Source organism: Kitasatospora sp. NPDC088391 (assembly GCF_044753345.1).
In the GTDB taxonomy this organism is placed as follows: Bacteria; Actinomycetota; Actinomycetes; order Streptomycetales; family Streptomycetaceae; genus Kitasatospora.
The window spans coordinates 306,937-321,415 of the sequence record NZ_JBIVNB010000005.1; the positions used below are offsets into that span (position 1 = coordinate 306,937).

General features: G+C 74.9%; 12 protein-coding genes. 5 read left to right on the forward strand and 7 right to left on the reverse strand.

Going from position 1 to position 14,479, the window contains the following annotated elements:
• Positions 1 to 40: 40 nt before the first annotated feature.
• Positions 41 to 538, forward strand: a complete 498-nt coding sequence (locus ACIQBJ_RS17960; protein ID WP_400710599.1) for a hypothetical protein — start codon at positions 41 to 43, stop codon at positions 536 to 538.
• Between the two features lie 10 nt (positions 539 to 548).
• On the opposite strand, the gene ACIQBJ_RS17965 is transcribed toward ACIQBJ_RS17960, so the two are convergent.
• The 3 genes from ACIQBJ_RS17965 to soxR form a co-directional block, all read right to left on the reverse strand.
• Positions 549 to 1,385, reverse strand: a complete 837-nt coding sequence (locus ACIQBJ_RS17965; protein WP_400710602.1) for a sulfurtransferase — start codon at positions 1,383 to 1,385, stop codon at positions 549 to 551.
• 86 nt (positions 1,386 to 1,471) lie between these two features.
• Entirely contained in the window at positions 1,472 to 2,287 is an 816-nt protein-coding gene (locus ACIQBJ_RS17970; protein ID WP_400711356.1) for an SAM-dependent methyltransferase, read from the reverse strand.
• A gap of 218 nt (positions 2,288 to 2,505) precedes the next feature.
• On the reverse strand, positions 2,506 to 3,039 hold the full coding sequence (gene soxR / locus ACIQBJ_RS17975) for a redox-sensitive transcriptional activator SoxR (RefSeq protein ID WP_400710605.1): 534 nt from the start codon (positions 3,037 to 3,039) through the stop codon (positions 2,506 to 2,508).
• A 66-nt stretch (positions 3,040 to 3,105) separates the two neighbouring features.
• Here soxR and ACIQBJ_RS17980 point away from each other — a divergent pair, with 66 nt between their 5' ends.
• Positions 3,106 to 3,822, forward strand: a complete 717-nt coding sequence (locus tag ACIQBJ_RS17980; protein WP_400710608.1) for a transketolase — start codon at positions 3,106 to 3,108, stop codon at positions 3,820 to 3,822.
• 20 nt (positions 3,823 to 3,842) lie between these two features.
• A complete protein-coding gene (locus ACIQBJ_RS17985) occupies positions 3,843 to 4,748 on the forward strand; it encodes a transketolase family protein (protein WP_400710611.1) in 906 nt (301 codons plus the stop codon).
• 3 nt (positions 4,749 to 4,751) lie between these two features.
• Here ACIQBJ_RS17985 and treZ read toward each other — a convergent pair whose 3' ends face one another.
• The 4 genes from treZ to glgX form a co-directional block, all read right to left on the reverse strand.
• Positions 4,752 to 6,482 carry a malto-oligosyltrehalose trehalohydrolase gene (gene treZ / locus ACIQBJ_RS17990; protein WP_400710614.1) on the reverse strand — a complete coding sequence of 577 codons (1,731 nt, stop codon included), beginning with the start codon at positions 6,480 to 6,482 and terminating at the stop codon, positions 4,752 to 4,754.
• A complete protein-coding gene (gene treY, locus ACIQBJ_RS17995) occupies positions 6,482 to 8,857 on the reverse strand; it encodes a malto-oligosyltrehalose synthase (RefSeq protein WP_400710616.1) in 2,376 nt (791 codons plus the stop codon). The genes treZ and treY overlap by 1 nt, the downstream gene beginning before the upstream one ends.
• Before the next feature lie 91 nt (positions 8,858 to 8,948).
• On the reverse strand, positions 8,949 to 9,782 hold the full coding sequence (locus tag ACIQBJ_RS18000) for an SDR family oxidoreductase (RefSeq protein ID WP_400710619.1): 834 nt from the start codon (positions 9,780 to 9,782) through the stop codon (positions 8,949 to 8,951).
• 81 nt (positions 9,783 to 9,863) lie between these two features.
• Positions 9,864 to 12,002, reverse strand: coding sequence for a glycogen debranching protein GlgX (glgX, locus tag ACIQBJ_RS18005; RefSeq protein WP_400710622.1), 2,139 nt, complete (start codon positions 12,000 to 12,002; stop codon positions 9,864 to 9,866).
• A gap of 516 nt (positions 12,003 to 12,518) precedes the next feature.
• Here glgX and ACIQBJ_RS18010 point away from each other — a divergent pair.
• The gene (locus ACIQBJ_RS18010) at positions 12,519 to 13,646 is read left to right on the forward strand and encodes an SAV2148 family HEPN domain-containing protein (RefSeq protein ID WP_400711359.1); all 1,128 of its coding nucleotides are present in this window, start codon (positions 12,519 to 12,521) and stop codon (positions 13,644 to 13,646) included.
• 115 nt (positions 13,647 to 13,761) lie between these two features.
• On the forward strand, positions 13,762 to 14,469 hold the full coding sequence (locus ACIQBJ_RS18015) for an exonuclease domain-containing protein (protein ID WP_400710625.1): 708 nt from the start codon (positions 13,762 to 13,764) through the stop codon (positions 14,467 to 14,469).
• Positions 14,470 to 14,479 lie beyond the last annotated feature (10 nt).

The following is a 14,479-nucleotide window of genomic DNA, read 5'->3' on the forward strand; positions in this document are numbered from 1 at the left end:
CCACCGCCGGGACACCCCCGCACAGAGAGGTCGACGCACCATGCCCGCGATCTTCGTGAACTACCGCACCGGCGACCAGGAAGCGGTCGCCGCCCTGCTCGACCACGGGTTGTCGTACCGGTTCGGCAGCGAGCGGGTGTTCCGGGCCAGCAAGTCCATCGCGCCCGGCAGTTGCTACCCGCAGGAGCTGATCGCCGCGGTGCGGGGCTGCGCCGTGCTGCTCGCGGTGGTCGGCCCGCGCTGGTTCGACATCCAGGGGCGGGACGGCCGTGCCGCGGTCGAGGACCCGGAGGACTGGCCGCGCCGGGAGATCGTCGAGGCGTTCGCGGTCGGCGCGCTGGTCGTGCCCGTCCTGGTGGGCGACACCCCGAGGCTGCGCCGGGAACGGCTCCCCGAGCCGCTCGCCGCCCTCGCGGACTGCCAGCACCGCCGTCTGGACCTGCGCAGCTCGCACGCGGACCTGAACCGGATCGCCGACGAACTGGCCGCACTGGTGCCGGAGTTGGCGGATGCGGACGCGGGTGTGCGGGGGCGGTGAGCGCGCGCGCTCAGGGCCCGGTGCGGACGGGGAGGCCGGTTTCGGGGCGGCCCCAGTCGGACCAGGAGCCGTCGTAGACGGCGGGGGAGGGGTGGCCGGTGAGGTGGGCGGCGAAGGCGAGGACGCAGGCGGTGACGCCGGAGCCGCAGGAGGCGATCAGGTGGGGGCGGCCGGCGGTGGCGGCGGCGAGGCGGGCGCGGAGTTCGGGGAGGGGGAGGTAGCGGCCGTCGGGGCCGAGCAGTTCGGTGAAGGGGAGGCCGGTCGAGCCGGGCAGGTGGCCGCGGCGCAGGTGCGGGCGGGGCTCGGGGGCGGCACCGGTGAAGCGCTCGTGGGAGCGGGCGTCCAGGACGGCGGTGCCGGGGTCGGTCAGGGCGGCGGCCACGGCGTCCCGGTCGAGCAGCAGGCCCGGGCGCGGGCGGACGGTGAAGTCGCCCGGCTCGCAGGGGAGTCGCCGGTCGGTGACGGGGTGTCCGGCGGCCCGCCAGGCGGGCAGTCCGCCGTCCAGGACGGCGGCCCGGTCGAAGCCCGCGGCGCGCAGCATCCACCAGGCGCGCGGGGCGGAGTACACGCCGGCCCCGTCGTACAGCACCGCGGTGGAGCGTGCGCGCAGGCCGAGGGCGCGCAGTTCGCGCTGGAGGTCGGCGGGGGACGGCATGGTGTGCGGGAGGTCCGAGGCGTGGTCGGAGAGCGCCCCGTCGAGGTCGAAGGGCCGGGCGCCGGGGATGCGGGCGGGCGCGTCGCGGTGCGCGCCGACGCCGGCGTCGAGGACCACCAGGTCGGGGTGGTCGAGGTGGGCGGCCAGCCAGTCGGCGTCCACCAGCGGGGAGGGCAGCGGCAGTGCGGTCATGGCGGGCGGCTCCGTCGAACGGGGTCGGTGCGGAGCCCCATGATCGCACCGCCGCCGGGAGGGCCGGTACGGGAGGGGAGCGGCGGTCAGGGCTTGCGGGCCACGCCCGCCCAGATGGCGACCTGGGCGTCGGTGTCCCGCGGTTCCTGGTCGGGCCGCCACTGCGGGGCGGTGACCAGGCCGGGCTCCAGCAGTTCCAGGCCGTCGAAGAAGCGCAGCACCTGCTCGCGGGTGCGCATGGTGAGCTGGGCGGTGGCGGCGCGGTAGATGGCGGGCCCGCGGTCGGCGTCCTCCTGGGGGACGAAGTCGCCGGTGGCGTGCGAGAGCGCCAGGTAGCTGCCGGAGGGCAGCGCGTCGACCAGGGTGCGGACGATCGCGTACGGGTCGTCGGCGTCGTCGATGAAGTGCAGGATCGCGAAGAGCTGGAGCGCGACCGGGCGGTCGAGGTCGAGCAGGTCGCGGACGGCCGGGTCGGCGAGGATCGCCTTCGGCTCGCGCAGGTCGGCCTGCAGGACGCTGACGCTGCCGGGTTCGGCGCCGGCCAGCAGGGCCCGGCCGTGGACCAGCACGATCGGGTCGTTGTCGAGGTAGGCGACCCGGGCGGACGGGTCGACGGACTGCGCGATCTCGTGGGTGTTCCCGGCGGACGGGATGCCGGTGCCGATGTCCAGGAACTGGCGGACGCCGGACTCGGCGAGGAGCCGGACGGCCCGCTGCAGGAAGGCCCGGTTCGCCTGCGCGCTGATCCGCACCAGCGGGCTGAGCGCGACGACCTGTTCGGCGGCGGCCCGGTCGGCGGGGAAGTTGTCCTTGCCGCCGAGGTAGTAGTCGTACATTCGGGCCGGGTGCGGGATTTCCGGGCGGAGCTCGGCGGACGGCGGCGGGCTCTGGTCGCCGGACATCCAGTCGAGCGAGATTTCCTGATGGTCGGTCACAACTGCTCCCCCGTCAGCGGAACGCGCTTTCGGGGGCAGCATAGACGGCCCGGAATCCGCCGTGACAACGGACCGGCAAAGTGGGCGGTGGGGCAGTGGATCGTCCACGATGTCCGGCGGAATTCCATTCGTATGGATGTTCGAATAAAGGGGCGGCGACCGCCTTTCCGGGAATTCCCGCCGGCTCAGCCCGCGGGGGTGTCCGCCCCCTCCGGTTCGGGCCCCGAGTCCGGTCCGGGGCCCTGGTCCGGTTCGGGCCCCGAGTCCGGGTCGCGGGTCAGCAGGTAGCGGGCGCCGGGGCCGGTGCGGGCGGCCCGGTCGTCGGCGTTGTAGAGGCCGCAGCGGGTCAGCGAGAGGCAGCCGCAGCCGATGCAGCCCGTCAATTTGGCCTTCATCAGCTGGAGTTCGGCGATCTGCCGGTCGATCCGGTGCTGCCAGGCGGCGGCCACGGTGTTCCACTCCCGGTTGCTGGGCGCGCGGTCCTCGGGGAGCCGGGCGAGCGCGGTGGCGACCTCCTCCAGGCTGAGGCCGACCTGCTGGGCGGCCCGGACGAAGGCGATCCGGCGCAGCGCCGAGCGCGGGTAGCGGCGCTGGTTCCCGGCGGTGCGCGCGGAGTGGATCAGCCCGAGGCTCTCGTAGTAGCGCAGCGCCGAGGTGGCCAGGCCGCTGCGTTCGGCGAGTTGGCCGATGGTGAGGACGTCGTGCCGGGAGGGTGCCATGGGTCCGCAGGATACCCGGGGAGCGGCGCTTGACTTCAAGCGCGCTTGAAGTCCGATGCTCTTCCCATGACGAGCGAAGCGACGCGCACTCCCGGCGGCGGGCTCGGCGGATTCGCCGAACTGCCGCACCTGATCTCCCTGATGGCGGGCGACGAGAAGCACTCCCCGGCCGCGCACTCCACCCTGGACGCGCTCTGGGTGCTGTACGACCGGGTGCTGAAGGTCGGCCCGGAGAACGTGGACGCGCCGGACCGGGACCGGTTCCTGCTGTCCAAGGGCCACGGCCCGATGGCCTACTACGCGGTGCTGGCGGCGAAGGGCTTCTTCCCGGCCGAGCTGCTGCCCAGCTTCGGGTCCTACGACTCGCCGCTGGGCCACCACCCGGACCGGCTGCTGGTGCCGGGCGCGGAGATCGGCTCCGGCTCGCTGGGCCACGGCCTGCCGCTGGCGGTCGGCACCGCCCTCGGCCTGCGCGCCCAGGGACTGGACGCCCCGGCGGTGTGGGTGCTGATCGGGGACGCCGAGTTCGACGAGGGCTCCAACCACGAGGCGGTGGCCTTCGCCGGGGCCTACGGGCTGGACCGGCTGCACACCCTGGTGATCGACAACTCCTCGGCCACGCACGGCTGGAGCGGCGGCATCGCGGCCCGGTTCGCCGGCGAGGGCTGGTCGACGGCCACCGTCGACGGCCGCGACCACGAGCAGCTGTACCGGGCGTTCACCGCCCCGCACCCGGGCCGCCCGCACGTGGTGGTGGCCCGCACCGAACCCAAGCACGGCTGACGAGAAGGGGAGCAGGAACCATGGAGACCCAGGACCTCACGATGCGGGAGCAGTTCGGCCGCACGGTCACCGAACTGCTGGACCGGGACCCGCGCACCGCGCTGGTGCTCGCCGACATCGGGGTGGCGCAGTTCCCGGAGGCGGCCCGCGCGCACCCCGACCGGGTGGTGAACGTCGGCATCCGCGAACAGCTGCTGATCGGCGCGGCCGGCGGCCTGGCGCTGACCGGGCTGCGCCCGATCGCCCACACCTTCGCCAGCTTCCTGATCGAACGGCCCTTCGAGCAGGTGAAGTTGGACCTGGTGCACCAGGGCGTCGGCGCGGTCCTGGTGAGCGCGGCCGGCTCCTACGACTGGCCGGCCGGCGGCCGCACCCACATGGCGCCCGGCGACGTCGCGCTGCTGGACACCCTGCCCGGCTGGCAGGTCCACGTGCCCGGCCACCCGGCCGAGGCCGACCTGCTGCTGCGGCACGCCGTCGCCGACGGCGACACCCTGCAGTACGTGCGGCTCTCCGCGCACCGCAACCGGGAGGCGCGACCCGTCGCCCCCGGCAGGTTCCTGACGGTCCGCCAGGGGTCGCGCGGGGTGGTGCTGGCGGTCGGCCCGATGCTGGACGCGGTGCTGGAGGCCACCGAGACGCTCGACGTCACCGTGCTGTACGCGGCCACCGTGCGCCCGTTCGACGCGGCGGGCCTGCGGGCGGCGCTCGGCGGGCGGGCCGACGTGGTGCTGGTCGAGCCGTACCTGGCGGGCACCTCGGCCGCCGAGGCGCACCGGGCGCTGGCCGAACTGCCGCACCGCGTGCTCGGGTTGGGCGTGCCGAAGGAGGAGCACCGGCACTACGGCTCGATCCCCGAGCACCTGGCCGCGTACGGCCTGGACGCCGCCGGGCTGCACCGGGGCATCGGCGGCTTCCTGGCGTAGCGTTCAGGCGGTGCGGAGCACCGCCACCGAGTCCGGGCCGAGCAGCACGCTGCCGGCCGGGCCGGGCCGGGCCTCGCCGAAGCAGGCTTCCAGGCCGGCGAGTTCGCCGTCCAACGGCACGGCGCACACTCCGGCGCCGAGGTGCACCAGCACCCGGTAGCGGCCCCGGTGCACGGCCAGCCAGCCCGCCGCCGCGTCGTACCGGACCCGGACGGCGCCCAGGTCGCCGTCCGAAAGCTCCGGGGCGGCGCGCCGCAGCCGGATCAACTCCCGGTACCAGGCGAGCAGTTCGGCGTGCGGCTCGCGCCCCGGCTCGGACCAGTCCAGGGTGGAGGCGCGCACCGTCGCCGGGTCCTGCGGGTCGGGGACGTCCTCGGCGCGCCAGCCGTGCTCGGCGAACTCCCGGCGCCGGCCCTGCCGGACCGCCTCGGCGAGCTGCGGATCGGTGTGGTCGGTGAAGTACTGCCACGGCGTGGCCGCGCCCCACTCCTCGCCCATGAACAGCATCGGCGTGAACGGCGAGGTCAGCACCAGCGCGGCCGCCGCCGCGAGCCGGCCCGGCGGCAGCGACGCCGACAGCCGGTCGCCGGTGGCCCGGTTGCCGACCTGGTCGTGGGTCTGCGCGTACCCGAGCAGCCGGTGCCCGTACTCGGCCGGGAACGGGCGGCCGTGCGCGCGGCCGCGGAACGAGGACCGGCTCCCGTCGTGGAAGAACCCCCCGGTCAGGGTCTTGGCGACGGCCGCGTACGGGTCGGCGGCGAAGTCCGCGTAGTAGCCCTGGGACTCGCCGGTCAGCAGGCAGTGCAGGGCGTGGTGGAAGTCGTCGCTCCACTGCGCGTCCAGGCCCAGGCCGCCCGCCGGGCGCGGGGCGGTGGTGCGCGGGTCGTTCAGGTCGGACTCGGCGACCAGGAACAGCGGACGGCCGGTCGCCTGCGCCAACTTCTCGACCTCGGTGGCCAGTTCCTCCAGGAAGTGGACCGCCCGGGTGTCCACCAGGGCGTGCACCGCGTCCAGCCGCAGACCGTCGATCCGGTAGTCGCGCAGCCAGGCCAGCGCACTGCCGACCAGGAACGCCCGCACCTCGTCCGACCCCGGCGCGTCCAGGTTCACCGCCGACCCCCACGGCGTCCGGTGCCGGTCGGTGAAGTACGGGCCGAACCGCGGCAGGTAATTGCCGGACGGGCCCAGGTGGTTGTGCACCACGTCCAGCACCACGCCCAGCCCGCGCCGGTGCGCCGCGTCGACGAAGCGCTTCAGCCCGTCCGGGCCGCCGTACGGCTCGTGCACCGCCCACAGCGCCACCCCGTCGTAGCCCCAGCCCGCACGGCCGGGGAAGGTGCACACCGGCATCAACTCGACGAAGTCCACGCCCAGTTCGACCAGGTGGTCGAGCTTCTCCACCGCCGCGTCGAAGGTCCCCTCCGGGGTGAACGTCCCCACGTGCAGCTCGTACACCACCGCGCCCGGCAGCGGGCGGCCCCGCCACGCCGTCCCCGACCAGGCGAACGCGGAATGGTCGACCGCCCGGCTCAACCCGTCCGGCCCGAACGGCTGCCGGGCCGAGCGCGGATCGGGCAGCGCCCGGCCGCCGTCGATCCGGAAGCCGTAATCGCCGTCCGGGCCCTCCCCGCGCCACCAGCCCGGCCGGGCCGGATCGCGCTCCAGCAGGTACGGGATCGCCCCGACCTCGACCTCGACCACCTTGGCGTCCGGCGCCCACACCTGGTACAGCATCAAGCCCCCTCCGACAGCAGCGCCACCGGCGACTGCTGGAACAGATACGACAGTTCGACCGGGCCGCCGACGAAGTGGCGGCCCGTCAGCAGGTCCGTCCAACGGCCCGTCGGCAGCTCCACCGCGGTGTCCCGCCAGCCGCCCGCCCGGTGCAGCCCGTACGGCAGCCGGGTCGCCGCCGCCAGCACCCGCTCGCCCCGCCCGAACGCCACCAGGTGCTCCGCCGCCGGACCCTGCGCCGCCACCGGCCGGTACGAGCCCAGCGGGCCCGCACGGCGCAGGCGCAGGGCCGCGGCGGTCAGGTGCAGCTTCTCCCGGGCCAGGTCGCCCGGGCGCGGCTCCGGCGAGTCCGCCAGCCGCACCGCCAGCGCCCCCAGGTCCACCGGCGCCCGGTTGTCCGGGTCGACCAGCGTGTACAGCGGCTCCTCGCCGCCCTGGAACACGTCCGGCACCCCCGGCGCCAGCAGGTGCAGCAGCGCCGCCGACAGCGAGTTCACCCGGGCGAACGGCTCCAGCAGCCGGACGAACCCGGCGATCCGCGGACCCAGCACCGGATCGGCCGCCGCCCCGCGCGCGTACCGCGTCAACCGGCCCTCGAACCCCTCGTCCGGCTCCTTCCACGAGGTGCGCAGCTTCGCCTCCCGCGCCGACTTCACCAGCACCCCGACCAGCCGCTCCACCGGCAGCGGCCAGGCCGCCACCAGGGTCTGCCACAGCAGCCACGCCGAGGACCGGTCCGGGCACGGCCCCGCCGCCGACGTCCACGCCGCGCACTCCGCCGCCCACACCTCCGGCAGCTCCGCCAGCACCGCCAGCCGGGCCCGGGCGTCCGCGCTGCGCTTGGTGTCGTGCGTGGACAGCGCCGTCATCCCGCCCGGCCACTCCCGCTCCTGCTCCGCGCACCAGGCGTGGAACGCCTCCGGCGACACCCCCGGGCGCTCCGGCAGGCCGCCCACCTCGTTCAGCGACAGCAGCGCGTTGAACCGGTAGAACGCGGTGTCCTCCACGCCCTTCGCCGCCACCGCCGACGCCGTCTGCCCGAACCGCAGGCAGAACTCGTCCCGGGCCGCCGACCGGCCCAGCCGCCCCAGCGCCAGCTCCCGCACCAGCCGCTCGGTGTCCGACGCCCCCTCGGGCGCGGCCAGCGCCGCCACCGCCTCCGGCGGGGCCGGCTCGCCCGGCACCACGTACGGCCGGTACACCGGATACCCCGTCAGCAGCCCCTCCAGCGCCCGGCGCACCGCCAGCGGCGAGTGGTCGGCCAGCTCCGGCCCCTCCGCGCAGATCCGGCCCACCAGCCGCGCCAGCCGCGCCGTCTCCGCCGACAGCGCCCCGCCCGGCGCCACCATCTCCGCCCGCCCCGCCCGGCCCGACCCCGCCGCGTCCAGCGGCTCCCCGACGTCCCGCCGGTAGGCCGCCGCCAGCCGCTCCGCGCCCCGACGGTCCGTCAGCACCCCGTCGATCCGGCGCAGCGCGTCGTACCCGGTGGTGCCCGCGCACGGCCAGTCCGCGGGCAGCCGCTCCTCGCCGGTGAGGATCTTCTCCACCACCGTGTACGCGCCGCCGCTCGCCTCCGCGAGCCGCCGCAGGTAGCCGCGCGGATCGGCCAGCCCGTCCGGGTGGTCGATCCGGAAGCCGTCCAGCACCCCCTCCCGGTGCAGCCGCAGCAGCACCCCGTGGGTGGCCTCGAAGACCTCCGGCACCTCCGGCCGCACCGCGATCAGCTCGTTCACGGTGAAGAACCGGCGGTAGTTGAGCTGCTCGTCGGCCAGCTTCCACCAGGCCAGCCGGTACCACTGGCGGGCCAGCAGCTCCGGCAGCGCCAGGCCCGCGGTGCCGGGTCGCAGCGGGAACGCGTGCTCGTGGTAGCGCAGCACCTCCCCGTCGACCGCCAGCTGGTCCAGCACCGCGCCCAGCCGGTCGCCCAGCAGCGGCAGCAGCAGCCGCCCCCGCTCCGGGGCGTCCACCGGCCCCCGCTGCGACGTCCAGTCGACGTCGAACCAGGCGGCGTGCGGGTCGTCCGGGCCGTTGCGCAGCACCTCCCACAGCGGGCCGTTCAACCGCTCCGGGACCGGCAGCGCCATGTGGTTCGGCACCACGTCCGCGATCAGGCCCAGGCCGTGGTCGTGCGCCTGGGCGGCGAGGGCGCGCAGCGCGCCCTCGCCGCCCAGCTGCTCGCTGACCCGGCCGTGGTCGACGGTGTCGTACCCGTGCGTCGACCCCGGCGCGGCCTCCAGCAGCGGCGACAGGTGCAGGTGCGAGACGCCGAGCGCCGCCAGGTACGGCACCGCCCGGCGGGCGTCGTCGAAGGTGAACCCCGGCTGCAGCTGCAGGCGGTAACTGGCCGTCGGAGGGCGTGCGGCGGCTGACGTCATACCCGATCCCTACCCGGGCGGGGGGAGGCGTACCGCGCACTGCGCCGAACGGGCGCGCCGCGGCCCGCCCCCGACCGGGGGCGACCCGCCGTCAGACCGGGTCGGGCGCCGCCTCGGCGAGCGCCCGGGCCGCCGCCAGCTCCGCGGCCTCGCCCGCCAGCGCGGCCTCCATCATCGCGTACGCGTCCGGCCCGACCGGCAGCCGCACCGGGCCCGACTCCGCGGCCACCGCCCGCAGCACCAGCTGCGCGAACACCTCCGGACGGTTCAGCACCCCGTCGCCCGCCATGCCGCGCAGCGCGGCCCGCATCGGCGCCAGCGCCTGCGCGTACTCCGGGAGCGCCGTCGCCGCCTCGGTCAGCGAGGACCCGTACGAGGTCGCGAACCCGCCCGGCTCCACGGCGGTCACCCGCACCCCGAACGGGGCCGCCTCCGCGGCCAGCGCCAGCGTCATGCCCTCCAGCGCGAACTTGCCCGCGACGTACGCCCCCAGGCCGGGGAAGGCCATCCGGCCGCCCACCGAGGAGACGTTCACGATGTGGCCGCCGCCCTGGGCGCGCATCAGCGGCAGCACCAGCCGGGCCATCCGCCACGGGGCCACCGCCAGGACCTCCAACTGCTCGCGCAGCTCCGCGTCGGAGACCTCCTCGACCGCGCCGAACAGGCCGACGGCGGCGTTGTTCACCAGCACGTCGACGCCGCCCAGGCGCTCCTGCGCGAGGGCGACGGCCGCCGCGCACTGCTCCGGGTCGCGCAGCTCCAGCCGGGCCCGCACCAGCCGCTCCGGGAACTCCTCGGCGAGGGCGTCCAGCGGCGAGTCCCCCCTGGACGTCGCCACCAGCACGTCCCCGGCCGCCAGCACGGCCCGCGCCAACGCCAGCCCGAGACCGGACGAACAGCCCGTCACCAACCATCTGCGAGACACTTCGTACCCCCCTTGATCTGCGGCTTCTTGCCGAACGGGGGAGGTACCCGGATTGCCGGCGGGGAAACCGGGGCGGACGCCTCAGGCCGGGCGCTGGAGCACCATCAGGGAGCGGTCGAGGAGGCGCAGGGTGTCGCCGGCCTTGACCCGGGTGCCGGTGCCGGGCGGGGGGAGGGTGGGGAGGGAGGTGTCGACGACGAGTTGCCAGGCGTCGCCGTGGTCGGCGGGGACGGTGAAGGCGAGCGGCTCGAAGTGGGCGTTGAAGAGCAGCAGGAAGGAGTCGTCGACGATCTTGCCGCCGCGGCGGTCGGGTTCGGAGATGGCGTTGCCGTTGAGGAAGACGGTCAGCGACTTGGCGTAGGAGGTGGACCAGTCCTGCTTGGTCATCTCCTCGCCGGCGGGGGTGAACCAGGCGATGTCGGTGAGGTCGTCGTGGGTGCCGGAGACCGGGCGGCCGTGGAAGAAGCGGCGGCGCCGGAAGACCGGGTGGTCGCGGCGGAGCCAGATCATGCCCTGGGTGAACTCCAGCAGCGCGGTGTCGGCCGGGTCGGGCTGCTCGGCGGTGGCGGGGGTGCCGGGCCAGCGCAGCCAGGTCAGTTCGGAGTCCTGGCAGTAGGCGTTGTTGTTGCCGCGCTGGGTGCGGCCCAGCTCGTCGCCGTGGGCGAGCATCGGGACGCCCTGGGAGAGCATCAGGGTGGCGATCATGTTGCGCTGCTGGCGGGCCCGCAGGTCGAGGACGGCCGGATCGGTGGTGTCGCCCTCGGCGCCGCAGTTCCAGGAGCGGTTGTGCGACTCGCCGTCCCGGTTGTCCTCGTGGTTGGCCTCGTTGTGCTTGTCGTTGTAGGAGACCAGGTCGCGCAGCGTGAAGCCGTCGTGGCAGGTGACGAAGTTGATCGAGGCGATCGGGCGGCGGCCGTCGTCCTGGTAGAGGTCGGAGGAGCCGGTCAGCCGGGAGCCGAACTCGGCCATCGTCGCGGACTCGCCGCGCCAGAAGTCGCGGACGGTGTCCCGGTACTTGCCGTTCCACTCGGTCCACAGCGGCGGGAAGTTGCCGACCTGGTAGCCGCCCTCGCCGAGGTCCCAGGGCTCGGCGATCAGCTTGGTCTGCGAGACGACCGGGTCCTGCTGGACCAGGTCGAAGAAGGACGACAGCCGGTCGACCTCGTGGAACTGGCGGGCCAGCGTCGCCGCCAGGTCGAAGCGGAAGCCGTCCACGTGCATCTCGGTGACCCAGTAGCGCAGCGAATCCATGATCATCTGGAGTACGTGCGGGCTGCGCATCAGCAGCGAGTTGCCGGTGCCGGTGGTGTCCTCGTAGAAGCGCTGGTCCCGGGCGAGCCGGTAGTAGGAGGCGTTGTCCAGGCCGCGGAAGGAGAGCGTCGGACCCAGATGGTTGCCCTCGGCGGTGTGGTTGTAGACCACGTCGAGGATCACCTCGATGCCCGCCGCGTGCAGCGCCTTCACCATCGACTTGAACTCCTGCACCTGCTGGCCGCGGTCGCCGGTGGAGGAGTACGAGGAGTGCGGGGCGAAGAAGCCGATCGTGTTGTAGCCCCAGTAGTTGGACAGGCCCAGGTCGCGCAGTCGGTGGTCGCGGACGAACTGGTGCACCGGCATCAGCTCGATCGCGGTGACGCCGAGCTTCGCCAGGTGCTCGATCACCGCCGGGTGGGCCAGGCCCGCGTAGGTGCCGCGGATCTCCTCGGAGATGTCCGGGTGCAGCCGGGTCAGGCCCTTGACGTGCGACTCGTAGACCACCGTGCGGTGGTAGTCGGTGCGCGGCGGCCGGTCGGTGCCCCAGTCGAAGTACGGGTTGATCACCACCGAGTGCATGGTGTGCGCCGCCGAGTCCAGGTCGTTGCGGCGCTCCGGCGCCCCGAAGTGGTAGCCGTACACCGACTCGTCCCAGTCGACGTGCCCGCTCATCGCCTTCGCGTACGGGTCGAGCAGCAGCTTCGAGGCGTTGTGCCGCTGCCCGAGACCGGGCTGGAACGGGCCGTGCACCCGGAAGCCGTAGCGCTGCCCCGGCTGGACGCCCGGCAGGTAGGCGTGCCGGACGAAGGCGTCGGTCTCGCGGAGTTCGACCACCGTCTCGGCGCCGTCCTCGGCGATCAGGCAGAGTTCGATCCGGTCCGCGCTCTCGGAGAACACGGCGAAGTTGGTGCCCGCCCCGTCGTAGGTGGCGCCGAGCGGGTACGGTTGCCCCGGCCAGACCTGCATGTGTCCTCAACTTCCTTGTACCGGACGTGAACTGGCGCTCGCGCGGGGTCTTCCCGGCCGGGCGCCCGGCCATGTGCGGGGCGGCAGCCAGGTGACGCACGGCACATCCGCATACTCACCGACGGCGGCCCGAACTCCGCGCCCATCCGCGCGTGGTTCGCCCGAACGGGTGTCCTGGCGGGTGGGTCCGTCGGCGCGGCGTGGCCGCCCGGTGACGGACCGTCGAGAGCCGGTCCGGTTGCTGTCGAGAGGGCTGCGGCCCGGCCGCACCGGGCGATACCCTTGATCGTCCGGAACGCGAGCCCCGGGCCCGTGCGGCGCGCCAGCGGCGCCGCGGTGGAGGGATTCCAGCGGACGCGCCGTCACCCGGTGGGCGGCGAGCGAGAGGTGAGGTAGCGGATGGGGTTCCCCTCCGGCGACGGCCAGGACCCGCGCGCCGGGAGCAGCGAGGCCCCGACGCTGGTGGTCCGCGGCGGACGCGGCCCGCTGCCCCCGCAGCCGGGCGCCGCCGAGGGGATGCCGCCCGGCTGGGCCGTCGACCGGTGGGACGACGCCTACCGCCGGGTCCGGCTGGCCGGCCGCGCCTACGTCTGGCTCAACCTGGTCGAGCAGCGGATGCGCGCCCTGGTCGACGAGGTGCTCCGCCCGCTGTACGCGCCCGCGCACGGCGAGGAGTGGGTGACCGCCGCGGCCGGCCCGGCCGGCGAGGAGTGGGTGCACCGGGCCGCCGCGATCCGCGAGGTCTCCCGCCGCAAGGGCTACCTGCTCGACCCGGTGGACGACGACCCGCTGGTCTTCCTCACGCTGCCCCAGCTGCGCGAGCTGATGGTGCAGCACTGGCCGTGCTTCGAACCGCACCTGGTGGACCGCCGGGAGATCGAGCTGGCACTGGACGAACTGGAGGTCGCCCGGCACGTGGTCTCCCGCAACCGGGCCCTGTCGCAGACCGTCCTCGACCAGACCGAGCGGGCCGCCGCCCGGCTGCTGGCGCTGCTCGACGGCGCGCACGGCGGGGTGCCCGCCGACGTGGTCGAGGAACTGGTCGCCGGCCGGTACGCCGACGTGGTCGCGGTGCACGCCGACCGGGTCCGGCTGCAGCGCGACCTGCCGGTGGAGGACCTGCTGGAGGGCGCCCGCCGGCTCGACGCGGTCGGCATCGGCCTGGGCATGCTCTGCCAGAACTACACCGGCAAGCGGCTGGTCCGACTGGCCACCGAGGGCTGCCGGGTCCGGCTGCTGTTCCTCAACCCGGCGAGCAGCGCCGTCCGCCGACGTGAACGCGAACTCGGCATCGGGCGGGGCGAGTTGGGGCGCTCGGTGGAGATGAACATCATGCACGTGCGGCGGGTCAGGTCCCGGCTGCGGGACCAGGGCAGCTTCGAGATCCGGGTGTTCGACGAACTGCCCCGGTTCACCGCCTACCTGGTCGAGGGCCCCCGGGTGGCCGGCGCGGGCGGCCGCCGCCGCTCCACCGACCTCGGCGTGGTCCAGCCCTACCTGCGCAAGGCCCGCGGCATCGAGTCGCCCGCGCTGGTGCTGCGCGGCGGCGCCGGACAGGAGTCCGGGGGCACCGAACCCGGCCTGCTGGAGGTCTATCGCGAGGAGTTCGAGGGCCTCTGGGGCGACTCCCGGCCGGTGTCCTGACCTGCGCCGGGACCGGCCGCCGACCCGGCCGCGGGGCGGACGCGCCGTGGAGGCTGTCACTGCGGCAGGCGATGATGGACGGAATGTGGCAGTGCCGACGGAAGGACACACCCCCATGACCTGGTGGAAGGGGCCGCTCACCGGTTTCGACCTGGAGACCACCGGCACCGACCCGGAGGAGTCGCGGATCGTCACCGCCGCGGTGGTCGACACCCTCGGCGGGGGCGTCGAGACCGTCACCAGCTGGCTGCTCGACCCGGGCGTCCCGATACCCGCCGACGCCGCCGCGATCCACGGCATCACCGACGAGCGGGCCCGCGCGCAGGGCCGGCCCGCCGCCGAGGCGATCGAGGAGATCGCCCGCGCCCTGGCCGAGCGGCTCGCGGCCGGCCGGCCCGTGGTCGCCTTCAACGCCCCGTTCGACCTGTCGCTGCTCGACGCCGAGCTGCGCCGCCACGGCCTGCCGACGCTGGCCGACCGCCTCGGCGGCCCCGTCACCCCCGTGGTCGACGCCATGGTCGTCGACCGCGCCCTGGACAAGTACCGCAAGGGCTCGCGCACCCTGCAGCGGGTCTGCGAGGTCTACGGCGTCGAGCTGCGCGACGCGCACGAGGCCGGCAGCGACGCGCTGGCCGCCGTCCGGGTCGCCGTCGCGCTCGGCCACCGGTACCCGGCCCAGGCCGGCGACCTGCCGCTGGACGAACTGCACCGGCGGCAGATCGACTGGTACCGGGCCTGGGCCACCGACCTGCAGAGCTGGCTGCGCCGCAAGGACCCGGAGGCCGTCGTCGACCCGCGCTGGCCGCTCAAGGTCGCCTCCTAGGGCGGTTTCC

What these genes read in the sequence shown, in the direction of transcription:
- soxR (WP_400710605.1), bottom strand. Translation starts at nt 3,039, where the DNA reads ATGGCACCCTCCCGGCACGACGTCCTCACCATCGGCCAACTCGCCGAA.
- ACIQBJ_RS17985 (WP_400710611.1), top strand. Translation starts at nt 3,843, where the DNA reads ATGGAGACCCAGGACCTCACGATGCGGGAGCAGTTCGGCCGCACGGTC.
- ACIQBJ_RS17980 (WP_400710608.1), top strand. Translation starts at nt 3,106, where the DNA reads ATGACGAGCGAAGCGACGCGCACTCCCGGCGGCGGGCTCGGCGGATTC.
- ACIQBJ_RS17960 (WP_400710599.1), top strand. Translation starts at nt 41, where the DNA reads ATGCCCGCGATCTTCGTGAACTACCGCACCGGCGACCAGGAAGCGGTC.
- ACIQBJ_RS18015 (WP_400710625.1), top strand. Translation starts at nt 13,762, where the DNA reads ATGACCTGGTGGAAGGGGCCGCTCACCGGTTTCGACCTGGAGACCACC.
- treZ (WP_400710614.1), bottom strand. Translation starts at nt 6,482, where the DNA reads ATGCTGTACCAGGTGTGGGCGCCGGACGCCAAGGTGGTCGAGGTCGAG.
- ACIQBJ_RS17970 (WP_400711356.1), bottom strand. Translation starts at nt 2,287, where the DNA reads ATGTCCGGCGACCAGAGCCCGCCGCCGTCCGCCGAGCTCCGCCCGGAA.
- ACIQBJ_RS17965 (WP_400710602.1), bottom strand. Translation starts at nt 1,385, where the DNA reads ATGACCGCACTGCCGCTGCCCTCCCCGCTGGTGGACGCCGACTGGCTG.
- treY (WP_400710616.1), bottom strand. Translation starts at nt 8,857, where the DNA reads ATGACGTCAGCCGCCGCACGCCCTCCGACGGCCAGTTACCGCCTGCAG.
- ACIQBJ_RS18010 (WP_400711359.1), top strand. Translation starts at nt 12,519, where the DNA reads ATGCCGCCCGGCTGGGCCGTCGACCGGTGGGACGACGCCTACCGCCGG.
- glgX (WP_400710622.1), bottom strand. Translation starts at nt 12,002, where the DNA reads ATGCAGGTCTGGCCGGGGCAACCGTACCCGCTCGGCGCCACCTACGAC.